Below are 16,014 nucleotides of genomic sequence, written 5' to 3' on the forward strand. Positions count from 1 at the left end.
AGTCAGGAGGTGGGACTCGGGCCGGCCGGCCTGCGGCGCGGCGAGGAGAACCGCTTCGTGATCGGTGCCTCGACCAGCCGGTACAGGATCCAGGAGAGCAGCACGGTGACCCCGATCGCGAGCAGCAGCAGGCCGATGCCCTCGGGGGTCGTGTACAGCTTGGTGCCGAGCAGGTCGCGCATCTCGGTCAGCACGACGAAGTGCAGCAGGTAGAAGGCGAAGGAGATCTCCCCGAGCCAGGTCATCGCCCGGTTGCGGAATGGCGTGAACCGGCCGTCCCGGTCGGCGATCGCGGCGGACGCGACCAGCAGCGCGATCGGCACCACGGTGGTGACCCGCTGGGCGTACAGGTAGGGCACCCAGCGGGTGGCCACGTAGCCGGCCACCAGGAGCAGGCCGGACCACACCATGCCGATGTCCCGCCAGCGCCCGGAGCGCACCGCGAGGGCGACCAGGATGCCGAGCGCGAAGTCCAGCAGCCGCACCGGCGGGAGCACGTAGGAGAACCAGTACTGCACCACCGAGGAGTCGTAGCCGCCGGGGACGCCCGGGGTGTCGGGCAGCACCAGGTAGGCCAGCGCCGGGGTGGCGACGATGGCGGCGACGGTGCCGCCGATCCAGAGGAACAGCCGCTCCGGCCGGATCCGCCGCAGCGCCCGGTGCAGCAGCGGGAAGGAGAGGTAGAAGACCAGCTCGGCGCCGAGCGACCAGCTGGGCGGGTCGACGCTGAAGTAGGTGTTGAAGTCGGGTATCCAGACCTGCAGCATCAGCAGGTTGAGGACGGCCGTGCGGACCGGGGTGTAGGAGCCCGCGAAGAAGATCATGGCCAGCGCCCAGGCGACCACGTAGTTGGGGACGATCTTGACCAGCCGGCGCCGCCAGAAGCCGGTGGCGGTGTCGCCCGGGCGGGCCGACCAGGTGAGCACGAAGCCGCTGAGCACGAAGAAGAACGCCACCCCGAGGCCGCCGGCCTGGTCGGCGAGGTCGACGAAGCGGAACTCGGTGCTGTCGTCGGCGAAGAACCGCAGGGTCGGGATCGGCAGGGCGGCGTGGTACGCGAAGACCGCAAGGGCGGCGGGGAAGCGCAGGCCGGTCAGGGACGGCAGACGACTGGCGGAGGGCTGCGTCGTCCGCGCTCCGCTCCCGCCGGCGGGTCTCGGTCCCGGCTGGGCGAGGAGTCGGTCGGTGGCCATGTGGTTCCGTCCTTGGGTGTCGAGCGGTGGGTCGGAGCAGTAGCAGGCCGTCCCGACCCGGAGGCCAAGTAAACTACTCCGTGCAGATGAGAGATTGCACCGATCGGTGTAGCATCTATGTCAGGTCGGGGGACACCCCGTCCCCGGCCGGCTTTCCGCCCGAGACCAGGGAGTTGACGAACGATGCCGCGATCCGCCGCCGCCCGTCCGCACCTCCCGCAGGATCGGCCCCATGCGTGCAGCGTTCATCCCGAGGCTCGGACCGGCGTCGGACATCCGCTACGGCGAGGTGCCCGAGCCGGTCCCCGGGCCCACCGATGTCCTGGTCGACGTGGCCGCCGTATCGGTCAACCCGGTCGACACCTTCGTCCGCTCGGGGCTCTTCCGGACCCCCCTGCCCTTCCCGTTCGTGATCGGCCGGGACCTCGTGGGCACGGTGGTCCGGGCCGGCCCCGGCGCCCCCCGCTTCGCCCCCGGTGACCGCGTCTGGACCAACAGCCTCGGCCACGACGGCCGGCAGGGCGCGGCCGCCGAACGGGCCGCCGTCCCGGCCGACCGGCTCTACCACCTGCCCCCGGGCGTGGACCCGACGACGGCCGTCGCCGTGGTCCACCCCGCCGCCACCGCGTACCTCGCCCTGTTCACCCACGGCGGGCTGCGCACCGGCGAGACCGTGCTGGTCGGAGGCGGCGGCGGCAACGTCGGCGGCGCCCTGATCGTGCTGGCCGCCGAGGCCGGCGCCCGGGTGGTCGCCACCGCGCGGCCCGCCGACGCGGAGCACTGCCGGGCCCTCGGTGCCACCGAGGTGCTCGACTACCGCGCCCCCGACCTGCCCGACCTGGTCCGCGCCGCCTCCCCCGGCGGCGTCGACCTCCACCTCGACACCTCCGGCACCAACGACCTCACCACCGCCGTCGACCTGCTCGCCCCGCGCGGCCGGATCGTGCTGCTCGCCGGCGCCCGCTCCCGCCCCGAACTGCCCGCCGGACAGCTCTACATGAAGGACGGCTCGATCCGCGGGTTCGTCATCTCGCACGCCTCCGGCGCCGAACTCGCGGACGCGGCGGCCACCGTCAACCGGCTGCTCGCGGCCGGCCGGCTGCGGCCCCGGGCCCTGGAGGTCCGGCCGCTGAGCGCCGCCGCCGAGACCCACCAGCGGCTGGAGAAGGGCGAGTTGAACGGCCGCCGGGTGGTCCTGACGACACCCGGCCGGTAGCCGCCGACCGCCACCGCTTCGCCGCCCCGTCCCCCGTCCGCCTCCCCGACGCCCCCGAAAGGCTCCCCATGTCCCCGTCCGCCGGTGCCGAGCAGGCCGCCGGGCCACGCCGTTCGGGCCTCCTGCTGGCCCTGCTGGCGTTCGCCCAGTTGATCGTCTCGATCGACTACAACATCGTCTACGTGGCGCTCCCGGAGATCGGCAGCGGCCTCGACTTCTCCGCCCAGAACCTGCAGTGGGTGGTCAGCGCCTACGCGGTCGCCTTCGGCGGCTTCCTGCTCTTCGGCGGCCGCGCCTCCGACCTGTTCGGCCGCCGCCGGATGTTCGTCCTCGGCCTGCTGCTGTACGCCGGCTCCTCGCTGCTCGGCGGCCTGGCCAACACGCCCGGCCTGCTGATCGCGGCCCGCGCCCTCCAGGGCCTCGGCGGCGCCTTCCTGTTCCCCGCCACCCTCGCCCTGGTGGTGCTCAGCTTCACCGAGGGCCGCGAACGCAACCGGGCGCTCTCGGTCTGGGCCGCCGCCGGCGCCAGCGGCATGATCATCGGCTCGCTGGCCGGCGGGGTGCTCACCCAGGCCTTCGGCTGGGAGGCGGTGTTCTACGTCAACGTGCCGCTGGCGGGCGGCGCCGCCCTGCTCGCCCCCCGGCTGATCGGCGCCGACGGACCGCGCGACGGGTCCCGCTCCTTCGACCTGCCCGGCGCGCTGACCGCCACCGCCGGGGCCACCCTGGTGGTCTTCACCCTGGTCCAGGGCCCGGCCTCCGGCTGGACCTCGCCGACGGTGCTCACCACCGCCGTGCTCGGCCTCGGCCTGCTCGCCGCCTTCGTGGCGATCGAGTCCCGGACCGCCGACCCGCTGATGCCGCTGCGGCTGTTCCGCAACCGCAACCTGTCCACCGGCGTGCTGACCACCTTCCTGTTCATGGCCAGCTTCGGCACCCTGCTGTACTTCCTGACCGTCTACTTCCAGACCGTGCACGAGTACAGCGCGCTGCGCACCGGCGTCGCCTTCCTGGTCCCGATGGTCTGCGGCTTCGTCGGCTCGATGCTGGGCGGCCGGCTCGCCACCCGGTTCGGCGCCCGCAACACCCTGATCGCCTCCTACCTGTTCGGCGCGCTCGGCACCGCCGCGACCGCGCTGACCATGGCGCCGGACGGCACGTACGTCGCACTTCTGCCCGGCCTGATCGTGCTGAGCCTCTGCCAGGGCGTCATCTTCACCACGATGTTCTCCGCCTCCGCGACCGGCGTGCACCCCTACGAGCAGGGCATCGCCTCCGGCATCGTCTCCACCGGCCAGCAGGTCGGCAGCGCGGTGGGCCTCGGCATCCTGGTGGCGATCGCCAACGCCGGCACCGACGGCCTGACCGGCGAGGCCCTCCGCTCCGCCACCACCGACGGCCTGCGCACCGCCGTCCTGGTCGCCACCGGCGGCATCGTCGCACTCGTCCTGGTCGCGCTCGGCTTCGAGCGCGCCCCCAGCCGGGCCGGGGCGGCCGCCGAGAACGCCTCCGCCAAGAGCCTCGCCTGACCCCGACGCTCCCCCGCACCTCCCCCGACCCTTCCCCACTCCCGAGGAGAATCCCGCCATGCCCTTCGCCGCCAGCCCCAGCGCCCGTGTCTCCTACACCGTGGAGGGCTCCGGCCACCCGCCCCTGGTCTTCGTGCACGGCACCGGCTTCGGCGCCGCGGGCACCTTCGGCCACCTCACCGGTGACTTCACCGACAGCCGCACCGTCCTGCTGCCGGACTTCGCCGGCTGCGGGGACACCGAGGACGACGGCCGCGAGCTGACCCCCGAGCTGCTGGCCGAGCAGATCGCCGCCGTGATCGAGGCGGCCGGCGACGGCCCGGCCGACGTGGTCGGCTTCTCGCTCGGCTCGGTGGTCGCCGCGACCCTCGCGGCGCTCCGCCCGGAGCTGGTCCGCAGCCTGGTGCTCACCGCCGGCTGGAGCCACCCGGACGACGCCTACCTGCGCAACCACATGACCACCTGGCGCGCCATCAGCGGCGACGCCGAGGCCTTCGGCCGGTTCGGCACCCTGACCGCGTTCAGCCGCGACCACCTGAACTCGCTGGAGCCCGACGCGCTCGAGGGCATCATCAAGGGCAACGAGCCCACCGAGGGCGCGCTGCGCCACATCGACCTCAACCTGAGCGCCGACATCCGCCCGCTGCTGCCCCGGATCACCGCCCGCACCCTGGTGATCGGCTGCACCCAGGACGCCACCGTCCCGGTCGGGCTCTCCCGGGAGCTGGCCGACGCCATCGCCGGCAGCACCTACGCGGAGATCGACAGCGGCCACGTGGTCGTCTACGAGCAGGGCGCCGAGTGGTCCCGGCTGGTCCGCGAGTTCGTCCTCCAGGAGGGCTAGGGGTTGCCCGAGGTGACTTTGCAAAGTTCTTGCGCACTTTGCAAAGTCATCTCAGGACTTTGCAAAGTCGCCTCGGCGCCCCCCGAATCCCCCTCCCACCCCGGGTGCTGACACCTCATCACCCGGGGCGTAGGGTGGCGGACGTGGACGAACTGACCTTCCGCAGCAAGGACCGTTTCCGCTGGTCCTGGCACTTCGCCGCCCTGGTCGGGGTCGCCGCGGCCGCGGCCGGCGCCCGGATCGTGCACGACTTCGGGGCGGCGGGTCTCGCCTGGGCGGTCGGCGGGACCGCCGTGCTCGCCCTCCCCTCCCTGCTGCTCCGCGGACGGTGGAGCACGGTGGGCCCCTCCGGGATCACCTTCCACCGGCCCCTCGCCCGGCGCGGCCGCACCTACCCCTGGCACGAGATCCGGTGGCTGGAGGTGTACGGGACGGACCGCCGCTTCGGGGAGTTCCGCACGCTCCAGGTCCACTTCGCCGACGGGCGCAGCCGCTTCCTGAGCGGCCTGGTCCAGGACCGCACCCACCCCTCCCCCGGCTTCGACGCCGACGCGCGGCGGGTGCGCAACTGGTGGGAGCTCAGCACCGACCCCGCCGACCGGGTGCGGCCCCCGAAGAAGTTCCTCGACCTGCCGACCTCCCAGTCGGTCGCCCTGGTCGCGCTCCTCGCGGCAGGCACCGCCCTCCCGGCGCTCGTCCTCCACTACTGGTAGCCGCGCCCCTGCCGCACCCCCGCCCGCTCCTCCCACCGCGCCGCCCGGGCACAGCACCTGGACCGGAAAGCCGGTGGTGACGCCGGATCACCCGGGGCGTAGGGTGCCCGCCGTGGACGAACTGATATTCCGGGGGCGGGACCGCTACCGCCCGTCCTGGTCGCACCTGGCGGTCCTGCTCGTGCTGCTGGTCGCCCAGGGGTTCGCCGCCGCGCACGGGCTCGGCACGGTGGGCTTCCTCTGGCTCGCCGGCGGCACGCTGGCGCTCTCCGGCCTGGGCCTGTGGATCACGGTCCGCAGCTGGAGCCGGGTCGGCCCCCAGGGCATCACCATCTGCTGGGGCTTCGGGCGCGGCCGCACCTACCCCTGGGCCCGGATCCGCTGGATCGACGTCCGCACGGTCGAGTCCCAGGGCAGCGCCAGCTCCCAGGTGCGGATGTTCGTCGCCGGCGGGCGGCGCCGGGCGCTGCCGGGGCTGCTGCACAGCGACCTGTACCCGTCCCCGGACTTCGACGAGCAGTACCACCGGGTCCGCAACTGGTGGGAGCTGAACACCGACGCCTCGGCCCGGGTCGAGCCCGTCCGGCAGTTCCGGGACCGGATCACCGTGACCGTGGCCGCCGTCCTCGCCTCGCTGGTCATCGCCGCCGTCGGCGCCGTGATCGTCCTCCGGTAGCCGCCGTCCTCCGGCAGTCGTCTTCCAGTAGCCGCCGTCCTCCGGCAGCCGCGGCGACCGGCCCCCTCACCCACCGCGACCGCCCCGATCCGGACGGTTCCCACGGCGTGCCGGACCGCCGTTGGCAGCGGACGGCCGTCCCCTGTGACACTGGAGGCGCTCGAAAACCGAGGTGCGCTCCGCCGCCCCTCCTTGCGAACCTAGAGGGATGCCCGCCGTGAGTTCTCCCGCAGTCCAGTCCGCCGCCGAGCCCGCCCGGAGCGAGGCGCCCGGCATCGGCGAGCTGGCCGCGCGCCTGCCCGAGCTGACCCTGCGCGACCAGGTCCGGATCGGCCGCCGGCTGGACGGCGCCCGCCGGGTCCGCAAGGACGAGGCCCGCGCGCAGATCGCCGCCGAGATCGCCTCCGACATCGACAAGGCCGAGCTGCTGGTCGAGCGGCGGCGGAACGCGGTGCCGGCGATCCGGTACCCCGCCGAGCTCCCGGTCAGCCAGAAGAAGGACGAGATCCTCGCCGCCGTCCGCGACCACCAGGTGGTGATCGTGGCCGGTGAGACCGGCTCCGGCAAGACCACCCAGATCCCCAAGATCTGCCTGGAGCTGGGCCGCGGCGTGCGCGGTCTGATCGGCCACACCCAGCCCCGCCGGATCGCCGCCCTCACGGTGGCCGAGCGGGTCGCCGAGGAACTGGACAGCCCGCTCGGCGAGGCGGTCGGCTGGAAGGTCAGGTTCACCGACCAGGTCGGCCCGGACACCCTGGTCAAGCTGATGACCGACGGCATCCTGCTCGCGGAGGTCCAGACCGACCGCGAGCTCCGCCAGTACGACACCCTGATCATCGATGAGGCGCACGAGCGCAGCCTCAACATCGACTTCCTGCTCGGCTACCTCAAGCAGCTGCTGCCCCGCCGCCCCGACCTCAAGGTGATCATCACCTCGGCGACCATCGACCCCGAGCGGTTCGCCCGGCACTTCGGGGACGCCCCGATCGTCGAGGTCTCCGGCCGCACCTATCCGGTCGAGGTCCGCTACCGCCCGATCGTGGACGAGGACGAGGACGGCGACACCGACGAGGTCGACCGCGACCGCGACCAGATCCAGGCGATCTGCGACGCCGCCGAGGAGCTCCAGGCCGAGGGGCCGGGCGACATCCTGGTCTTCCTCTCCGGCGAGCGCGAGATCCGGGACACCGCGGACGCGCTCGACAAGCTCAGGCTGAAGCACACCGAGGTCCTGCCGCTCTACGCCCGGCTGAGCTCGGCCGAGCAGCACAAGGTGTTCCAGCGCTCCTCCTCCCGCCGGATCGTGCTGGCCACCAACGTCGCCGAGACCAGCCTCACCGTCCCCGGCATCAAGTACGTGATCGACCCGGGCAGCGCCCGGATCTCCCGCTACAGCCACCGCACCAAGGTCCAGCGGCTGCCGATCGAGGCGATCAGCCAGGCCAGCGCCAACCAGCGCAAGGGCCGTTGCGGCCGTACCTCGGACGGCATCTGCATCCGGCTCTACTCGGAGGAGGACTTCCTCTCCCGCCCCGAGTTCACGGACGCCGAGATCCTGCGCACCAACCTGGCCTCGGTCATCCTCCAGATGACCGCCGCCGGCCTCGGCGACATCGCCGCCTTCCCGTTCCTGGACCCGCCGGACTCGCGCAACATCAAGGACGGCATCAGCCTCCTGCACGAACTGGGCGCGCTCGACCCGGCCGAGAAGGACCTCCGCAAGCGGCTCACCCCGCTCGGCCGCAAACTGGCCCAGCTCCCGGTGGACCCGCGGATGGCCCGGATGGTGCTGGAGGCGGACCGGAACGGCTGTGTGCGGGACGTCATGGTGATCGCCGCCGCGCTCTCCATCCAGGACCCGCGCGAGCGCCCCGCCGAGAAGCGCCAGGCCGCCGACGAGCGGCACCGCCGGTTCAGCTCCGAGAGCTCCGACTTCCTCGCCTTCCTCGCCATGTGGCGCTACGTGCGCGAGCAGCAGCGCGAGCTCTCCTCCTCCGCGTTCCGCCGGATGTGCAAGGCCGAGTTCCTCAACTACCTGCGGATACGGGAGTGGCAGGACATCTACTCCCAGCTGCGCACGGTCGCCAAGCAGCTCGGCGTCACCATCGAGGAGGCCCACGAGGACGCCGAGCCGGACGCGGACCGGATCCACCAGTCCCTGCTGGCCGGCCTGCTCTCGCACATCGGCCTGTTCGACGTGGAGAAGCGGGAGTACGGCGGCGCCCGGGGCGCCCGGTTCGCGGTCTTCCCCGGCTCCGGCCTGTTCAAGAAGCCGCCGCGCTGGGTGATGTCGGCCGAGCTGGTGGAGACCTCCCGGCTCTGGGCCCGGATCAACGCGAAGATCGAACCCGAGTGGGTCGAGCCGCTGGCCGCGCACCTGGTGAAGCGCAGCTACAGCGAGCCGCACTGGGAGAAGAAGTCCGGGGCCGTCCTGGCGTTCGAGAAGGTCACCCTCTACGGGGTGCCGGTCGTCGCCGCGCGGAAGGTCAACTACGGCCGGATCGACCCGGAGCTCTGCCGCGAGCTGTTCATCCGCAACGCCCTGGTCGAGGGCGACTGGGAGACCCACCACCGCTTCTTCGCGGAGAACCGCAAGCTGCTCGGCGAGGTCGAGGAGCTGGAGAACCGGGCCCGCCGCCGGGACATCATGGTCGACGACCAGACCCTGTTCGAGTTCTACGACGGCCGGCTGCCCGAGGACATCGTCTCCACCCGGCACTTCGACGCCTGGTGGAAGAAGACCCGGCACGAGCAGCCCGACCTGCTCAACTTCGAGAAGTCGATGCTGATCAACGACGCCGCGGGCGGCGTCACCGAGGCCGACTACCCGGACCACTGGGTGCAGGGCAAGCTGCGGTTCGTCCTCACCTACCAGTTCGAGCCGGGCAGCGACGCGGACGGCGTGACCGTCCACATCCCGCTGCCGGTGCTCAACCAGGTCACCGCGGAGGGCTTCGACTGGCAGATCCCGGGCCTGCGCGAGGAGCTGGTGACGGCCTGGATCAAGTCGCTGCCGAAGGCGGTGCGGCGCAACTTCGTCCCCGCCCCGGACTTCGCCCGCGCGGCGATCCGCGAGCTGAGGAACCACCAGGAGCGCCAGGAGCCGCTGCTGCCGGCCCTGGAGCACATCCTGAAGCGCCTGACGGCGGTCACCGTGCCTCCGGAGGCCTGGGACGAGGAGCGGGTCCCGGAGCACCTCAAGGTGACCTTCCGGGTGGTGGACGGGCGCAAGAAGCTCGCCGAGTCCAAGGACCTGGAGGAGCTGCGGCTGCGGCTGAAGCCGAAGCTGAAGGAGACGCTCTCCTCGGCCGCCTCCGGCCGGGGCATCGAGCAGTCCGGGCTGACCGCCTGGCCGGCCGGGCTGCCGGTGCTCCAGCGGACCTTCGAGCAGCGTTCCCGGGGCCACTCGCTGCGCGCCTACCCGGCGCTGGTGGACGAGGGCGAGTCGGTCGGCGTGAAGCTGTTCGACACCCCGGAGGCGCAGCAGCGGGCGATGTGGGAGGGCACCCGGCGGCTGCTGATGCTCTCCACCACCTCGCCCGCGAAGTCGATCCAGGGCCGGCTGGGCAACCAGGCCAAGCTGGCGCTGTCGTACAACCCGCACGGCTCGGTCCCGGCCCTGTTCGAGGACGTGGTGGCCTGTGCGGCGGACCGGCTGATGGCCAGGGCCGGCGGACCGGCCTGGGACGAGGCGGCGTTCGCGGCGCTGCGGGACAAGGTCAGGGCGGACCTGTACGACCTCTCGGCGGACACCACGCTGAAGACGGCGACGGCGCTGATCGCCTTCCACAAGGCGACCACCCGGCTGAAGTCGGTGAGCAGCCCGGTGCTGCTGAACGCGGTGAACGACATCCGGCTGCACCTGGCCTCGCTGGTGCACCCGGGCTTCGTCACGGCGACCGGCTGGCAGCGGCTGCCGGACCTCAAGCGCTATCTGCTGGCGGTGGACCGCCGGCTGGAGGCGCTGCCCAACCATCCGCAGCGGGACGCCCAGCAGTTGCTGAAGGTGCAGCAGGTCCAGCAGGCCTACGGGGAGCTGCTGGCGGCGGTGCCGGCCGGGCGGCAGCCCTCGGCCGAGGTGCTGGCGATCCGCTGGATGATCGAGGAGCTGCGGGTCAGCTTCTTCGCCCAGTCGCTGGGCACCCCGTCGCCGGTGTCCGAGAAGCGGATCCTGAAGGCCATGGAGGCGGCCAGGGCCGCGCTCTGACCCCTCGCCCTCCCTCCGGCCCGCCTGAGCTGCGGACGGGCCGGAGGGGGCGCCCGGGAGCCGGTTCGACCTGGGGGCCCCGCATGGGCTACAGTCTGTCTTGTTCGCAGCGCGGCAAGCGAAGCGAACAAGATCAGGAAACACTCTGGTCCTGTGGAGCAGTTGGTTAGCTCGCCACCCTGTCAAGGTGGAGGTCGCGGGTTCAAGTCCCGTCAGGATCGCCTCAGCCGAGAGGCCCGGAACCGTTTGGTTCCGGGCCTCTCGCGTTTCACCGGCCACTCCTCTATCCCGGAGTCAGCCGGATCACAAGTGAACGCCCGCGTGACGGTCGTCACGCACCCCTTCCGGGAACCGACCGTTCGGACACCCTTCCCCGAACCCGCTAATTTAATATGTAAAATTGTACTGCTATTCACAGTAAATCCCCCCCACCTCCCCACCATCGAATCGTTATCCGGAGTTCAACATTCCGGTGGATCGCGCGAGGACGACAGCCGATCCGGCGACAGTGCGGCCGGTACGACAGAGCTGTAGAAGAAGTACGCGGGGACAGAAAAAGGGGCTGCTTACCGGACCCGGCGGAGTCCGGTAAGCAGCCCCTTTCGAAGAGCCTTGAGCGAGGCTCTGTCAGGCCTCGGTTCGCTGGGCCGGAATACCGGCCAGCAGGGCGCGCACCTCCGCCTCACGGTATCGGCGGTGCCCGCCCAGCGTGCGGATGGACGTGAGCTTGCCGGCCTTGGCCCAGCGCGTCACGGTCTTGGGATCCACACGGAACATGGTGGCGACCTCTGCCGGCGTCAGCAGAGGTTCGGCATCGGGGGTACGAGCGGTCATGAGCGGCCTCCTCGGGAGAACCGAACCAGGGCGGTTCTATCCTTCAAATTCTGCACCTTGGCCCGCGATGCCCGAAATGGCATAGACGGGCCGAGTCGGTTATAGGACGAACGGCTTGTCCTGGTGTCTACAACTACACCATCCGTCCAGCCCTATCGACCAAACCGCCAAAATTGACCCCTCACGGGTTCAAGGCCGACGGATGGCGATGGACCACCCCATAACGGGCAGTCACCTTATAGTGACATTCGGTTACGAGCGGACCAGACCCGCCGTTTTCCCGCAAAGCGCGCATCGACTCCAGAACCACCCAAAAGTGGGCACGCTCGCGTGAAGTTGGGCTGGTTGTCCCATTTTTGCACATAGGGGTAAGTTCGCGTCAACGGTGAGTAGTGTCACGTTCGGTAGGTATTGACCCGAACCAGGACCTTGGTCATGCGGCTCGGGCCGTAGGACTCTTCCAGTCTTACAAGTACCACCGACACCCCCACCGGCCAGCGATGACGCCGCCTCGGCCCGGCCCTCCCACCGGCCCCGGCCGCTCAGTTGGCGTGGCGCAGCGCCAGCACCCGCCGCCAGCGCACGGTCAGCGCCTCGTACGCGCGCAGTGCCTCCGCCGCGTCCCCCGCCCGCAGCGCCCGCAGCCCGTCCTCCAGCTCCCCCGCCGAACGGTCCGCCAACAGCCGCTCCGGCCCCAGCAGATGCACCAGCCCCCCGTAGTCCAGTTCCACCAGCGACCGCGGATGGAACTCCTCCAGCCACCGCCCGACCTGCTCCGCCCCCCGCACCAGCTCCCCTTCCGGCACCGCCTCGCGCAGCGCCCGGTACGCCCGGGCCACCCGGCGGCGCGCCTGCGCCATGGGCGTCAGATAGAACAGTGACGCCCCGTCCCCCCGTTCCCCTTCCTCCCCCTTCTCCCCCCTCTCTGCGGGAACGAAGCATCGATCCTCGTCCCCGAACGGGAGGAACCACCGGACCGGCACCTCCCAGCGGCTGGTGAGGATCCACGGCCGGGCGTCCGGGTGCTCGGCCCGCCAGCGCTCCCGGTCCGCCTCCGCCACCTCCCGGGTGGCCGGCGGCAGCGCGGTGTCCAGCAGCGCCACCGGCGCCCCCGCCCGCAGCTCCTCCAGCGCCTGCCAGGTGCGCAGCCTGGTCGCCCAGGGGCAGACGTACAGCACCCCGTCCACCAGCCGGACGAAGGCCCGCTCGGCCTCCCGGTCCGGCAGGGCCCGCGGGGTCCGGCCGATCAGCTCGGCCAGGGCCGAGCGCTGCTCCGCCAGGGCCGCCGCGGCCACCGAGCGGTCCGCCTCGGGCGCGTCGGGACCGTGCTCCGCCGCGTAGGCCTGCCAGCGCGCCCGCTCGGGCTCCGGGTAGGCGGCCAGCGGCTCGTAGACCCGCAGGTGCGCGGCGTAGGGCGGCAGCACGGAAGTACGGACGACGGTCACGTCCTGCATCGTCCCACGCACCCCCCGCCGCCCGGGAGCAGTCGGTCGGACCGGTCCGGTGACGGCCCGTTCGCGGACGCACCCGCAGTGCGCGAACAGGCTGATGGCGGCCCTGCCGTCCCAGCATTCGGACAGTGGTGCCGAGCTTCGCCAAGGGGGCGGACCGGCGGGGCCCGCGCGACTACGCTTCGCCTTAGGCGCCCGCACCACCGCAGCGGGCCTCGAATACTGGAGTCACCACAGTGACCGACGTACAGACCGCCGCCACCACGCACTCCGCACCCGGCGTGCTCGGCAGGATCTTCGGCAACTCCCAGGACGGCGCCACCGGCGACGGCCACGAGCAGGTCGTGCTCTGCCACGACCGCTCCTCCGGACTGAAGGCGATCATCGCCATCCACTCCACCGCCCTCGGCCCGGCCCTCGGCGGGACCCGGTTCTTCCCCTACGCCTCCGAGGAGGCGGCGCTGGAGGACGCGCTCAACCTGTCCCGCGGCATGTCCTACAAGAACGCGCTCGCCGGCCTCGACCTCGGCGGCGGCAAGGCCGTCATCATCGGCGACCCGAACAAGGTCAAGAACGAGGCGATGCTCCGCGCCTACGGCCGCTTCGTCGAGTCGCTGCGCGGCCGCTACATCACCGCCTGCGACGTGGGCACCTACGTCCAGGACATGGACGTCGTGGCGCGCGAGACCGAGTTCGTGACCGGCCGCTCGCCCGAGAACGGCGGCGCCGGGGACTCCTCCATCCTGACCGCCTTCGGCGTCTTCCAGGGCATGCGCGCCTCCGCCCAGGCCCGCTGGGGCCAGCCGACCCTGCGCGGCAAGCGCGTGGGCGTCGCCGGCGTCGGCAAGGTCGGCCACTACCTCGTCGGCCACCTGGTCGCGGACGGCGCCGTCGTGGTCGTCACCGACCCCTTCGAGGCCGCCGTCAACCGCGTGCGGGCGGCCCACCCGGAGGTGGAGGTCGTCGCCGACACCGCCGCGCTGCTCCAGGCCAAGCTGGACGTCTACGCCCCCTGCGCGCTCGGTGGCGCCCTGACCGACGACACCGTGGCCGCGCTGGGCGAGTTCGGCACCTCCGTCGTCTGCGGCGCCGCCAACAACCAGCTGGCCCACCCGGGCGTCGAGAAGGACCTCGCCGACCGCGGTCTGCTCTACGCCCCGGACTACCTGGTGAACTCCGGCGGTGTCATCCAGGTCGCCGACGAGATCGACGGCTTCAACTTCGAGCGCGCCAAGAACAAGGCGACGAAGATCTTCGACACCACCCTGGAGATCTTCACCCGGGCCGCCGCCGACGGCGTGCCGCCGGCCGTCGCGGCCGACCGTCTCGCGGAGAAGCGGATGCGCGAGATCAGCGCGCTGCGCTCGGTGCTGCTGCCGGCTGCCCGCCGGGGCTGATCCGGACCGGTGTGCGCGGGGGACGGCCGAGCGCCGTCCCCCGCGCATCACAATGTGGAACCGGATTCTCGATTCTGCCTCCGATCGGGTGATCCGAAGCCCCCCTAGGGGGGATAATCGGTCCGGGAACAACGGACCCGAGACACCTCCGGACAGCGTGCAGAAAGCCGCAATACCTCCCCTGACCTGGGACGACCTGGTCGCGGGTGCGGCCGGTGCGCGCCACGTCACACTGACGACGTACCGTCCAGCGGCAGAAACAGGTACCGTTAATGCTCCAAGGGACGGTCCTCCCCATTCGGGCAGGCCGCTCTTGATCATGAACACGTGTCAGACTCGGGGCCGTGAGCCCCATCGTTGAGGGGGTCGACCCATGGGGCGCGGCCGGGCCAAGGCCAAGCAGACGAAGGTCGCCCGCGAGCTGAAGTACAACAGCGGCGGGTTCGACGCCAATCGTCTCTCCAGCGAGCTGGGCGTATCGCCCTCCACCTCCCCGATCGAGCCGGAGCCGATCGAGGAGGACGAGGAGGACGACGATCCCTACGCGGAGTACGCGGCTCGTTACGCCGATGACGACGAGGACGACGACGCCGAGTCGGGTACCGGGCCTTCCCAGGCCCGCCGTCGCGCGTAGTCTCCCAGTCTGACCGGACCGGCCAGGTGCCCAGTGCACCAGGCCGGTCTTTCGGCGTTCCCGCGCGCCCCGGGGCTCCCGTTCGGCGGCCCTGCGCCCGCACCCGGGCGGCCCCGCCCGGAGACCTCGCCCGGAGCCCGGGGCCTCGCTCGAAGGCCCCGCGCAGGACCATGCACGAAGGCCCCGCCGGCTCGCTGCCGACGGGGCCTTCCGCGTTCACGTCCAGGTGCTCAGCCGGCCACGAAGCCCTCGTAGGCGTTGTAGAGGGCCGCGCCGTCCGCGTGCTCGGCGGTGCGGTCGACGATGTCGCCCAGCACCCAGGACTCCACGCCCCGGTCCTCCAGGACCGACAGCACGGTGTCCACCGAGTGCGCCGGGACGACCGCGACCATGCCGACGCCCATGTTGAGCGTCTTCTCGATCTCCAGGGTGGCCACCTTGCCGACCTCGGCGACGGTCCGGAAGACCGGCAGCGGGGTCCAGGTGCCGCGGTCCAGGCGGGCGTGCAGCCCGGCCGGGATCACCCGGGCCAGGTTGGCCGCCAGGCCGCCACCGGTGACGTGCGAGAAGGCGTGCACCTCGGCGGCCCGGATCAGCGCCAGGCAGTCCAGCGAGTAGATCCGGGTCGGCTCCAGCAGCTCCTCGCCGAGGGTGCGGCCGAACTCCTCGACCTTGCGGTCCAGCTTCCAGCCGGCCTGGTTCAGCAGCACGTGGCGGACCAGCGAGTAGCCGTTGGAGTGCAGACCGGAGGCGGCCATCGCGATCACCACGTCACCGGCCCGGACGCGCTCGGCGCCCAGCAGCGCGTCCGCCTCGACCACACCGGTGCCGGCGCCCGCGACGTCGTACTCGTCCGGCCCGAGCAGGCCCGGGTGCTCGGCGGTCTCGCCGCCGACCAGGGCGCAGCCGGCCAGGGCGCAGCCCTCGGCGATGCCCTTGACGATCGCGGCGACCCGCTCCGGGACGACCTTGCCGACGCAGATGTAGTCGGTCATGAACAGCGGCTCGGCGCCGCAGACCACGATGTCGTCGACGACCATGCCGACCAGGTCGTGGCCGATGGTGTCGTGCTTGTCCATGGCGGCCGCGATGGCCACCTTGGTCCCCACCCCGTCGGTGGCCGAGGCCAGCAGCGGCCGCTCGTAGTTCTTGAAGGCGGAGACGTCGAAGAGGCCGGCGAAGCCGCCGAGACCGCCGACCACCTCGGGGCGGTTGGCCTTCTTCACCCACTGCTTCATGAGCTCGACGGCGCGGTCGCCCGCCTCGATGTCGACGCCGGCGGCGGCGTAGGTGGCACCGTTCTGGTCGGTAGTCACTGCT

The 16,014-nt window shown here is 71.8% G+C and carries 12 protein-coding genes and 1 tRNA gene; 9 read left to right on the forward strand and 4 right to left on the reverse strand.

Annotated elements, in window-relative coordinates; genetic code table 11:
- Positions 1-2: 2 nt before the first annotated feature.
- Positions 3-1,193: an acyltransferase family protein gene (locus ADK60_RS23280; protein WP_053648649.1), complete on the reverse strand. Its 1,191-nt coding sequence runs from the start codon at positions 1,191-1,193 to the stop codon at positions 3-5.
- Between the two features lie 232 nt (positions 1,194-1,425).
- Here ADK60_RS23280 and ADK60_RS23285 point away from each other — a divergent pair, with 232 nt between their 5' ends.
- The 7 genes from ADK60_RS23285 to ADK60_RS23315 all read left to right on the forward strand — a co-directional run bounded on the left by ADK60_RS23285 (position 1,426) and on the right by ADK60_RS23315 (position 10,599).
- Positions 1,426-2,409 carry an NADPH:quinone reductase gene (locus ADK60_RS23285; RefSeq protein WP_053648650.1) on the forward strand — a complete coding sequence of 328 codons (984 nt, stop codon included), beginning with the start codon at positions 1,426-1,428 and terminating at the stop codon, positions 2,407-2,409.
- A gap of 68 nt (positions 2,410-2,477) precedes the next feature.
- Positions 2,478-3,938: an MFS transporter gene (locus ADK60_RS23290; protein WP_053648652.1), complete on the forward strand. Its 1,461-nt coding sequence runs from the start codon at positions 2,478-2,480 to the stop codon at positions 3,936-3,938.
- A gap of 58 nt (positions 3,939-3,996) precedes the next feature.
- Positions 3,997-4,782, forward strand: coding sequence for an alpha/beta fold hydrolase (locus ADK60_RS23295; protein WP_045941012.1), 786 nt, complete (start codon positions 3,997-3,999; stop codon positions 4,780-4,782).
- Positions 4,783-4,925: 143 nt separating this feature from the next.
- Positions 4,926-5,495: a hypothetical protein gene (locus ADK60_RS23300; RefSeq protein WP_053648654.1), complete on the forward strand. Its 570-nt coding sequence runs from the start codon at positions 4,926-4,928 to the stop codon at positions 5,493-5,495.
- 112 nt (positions 5,496-5,607) lie between these two features.
- Positions 5,608-6,171: a hypothetical protein gene (locus tag ADK60_RS23305; RefSeq protein WP_159400541.1), complete on the forward strand. Its 564-nt coding sequence runs from the start codon at positions 5,608-5,610 to the stop codon at positions 6,169-6,171.
- A gap of 208 nt (positions 6,172-6,379) precedes the next feature.
- Entirely contained in the window at positions 6,380-10,378 is a 3,999-nt protein-coding gene (hrpA, locus tag ADK60_RS23310) for an ATP-dependent RNA helicase HrpA (RefSeq protein ID WP_053648657.1), read from the forward strand.
- Positions 10,379-10,525: 147 nt separating this feature from the next.
- A tRNA-Asp gene (locus tag ADK60_RS23315) sits at positions 10,526-10,599 on the forward strand.
- A gap of 406 nt (positions 10,600-11,005) precedes the next feature.
- On the opposite strand, the gene bldC is transcribed toward ADK60_RS23315, so the two are convergent.
- Positions 11,006-11,212 carry a developmental transcriptional regulator BldC gene (bldC, locus tag ADK60_RS23320; protein ID WP_014137253.1) on the reverse strand — a complete coding sequence of 69 codons (207 nt, stop codon included), beginning with the start codon at positions 11,210-11,212 and terminating at the stop codon, positions 11,006-11,008.
- Positions 11,213-11,754: 542 nt separating this feature from the next.
- Positions 11,755-12,657: a DUF8083 family protein gene (locus ADK60_RS23325; RefSeq protein ID WP_234371223.1), complete on the reverse strand. Its 903-nt coding sequence runs from the start codon at positions 12,655-12,657 to the stop codon at positions 11,755-11,757.
- Between the two features lie 287 nt (positions 12,658-12,944).
- Here ADK60_RS23325 and ADK60_RS23330 point away from each other — a divergent pair, with 287 nt between their 5' ends.
- Complete coding sequence (locus ADK60_RS23330) at positions 12,945-14,060, forward strand: Glu/Leu/Phe/Val dehydrogenase dimerization domain-containing protein (RefSeq protein WP_233290105.1); 1,116 nt, start codon at positions 12,945-12,947, stop codon at positions 14,058-14,060.
- Positions 14,061-14,433: 373 nt separating this feature from the next.
- The gene (locus ADK60_RS23335; protein WP_030392262.1) at positions 14,434-14,694 is read left to right on the forward strand and encodes a DUF3073 domain-containing protein; all 261 of its coding nucleotides are present in this window, start codon (positions 14,434-14,436) and stop codon (positions 14,692-14,694) included.
- A gap of 230 nt (positions 14,695-14,924) precedes the next feature.
- On the opposite strand, the gene purM is transcribed toward ADK60_RS23335, so the two are convergent.
- Complete coding sequence (gene purM, locus ADK60_RS23340; protein ID WP_045941017.1) at positions 14,925-16,010, reverse strand: phosphoribosylformylglycinamidine cyclo-ligase; 1,086 nt, start codon at positions 16,008-16,010, stop codon at positions 14,925-14,927.
- Positions 16,011-16,014: the final 4 nt, after the last annotated feature.

It is taken from the genome of Streptomyces sp. XY431, from assembly GCF_001279805.1.
Taxonomy (GTDB): Bacteria; Actinomycetota; Actinomycetes; order Streptomycetales; family Streptomycetaceae; genus Kitasatospora; species Kitasatospora purpeofusca.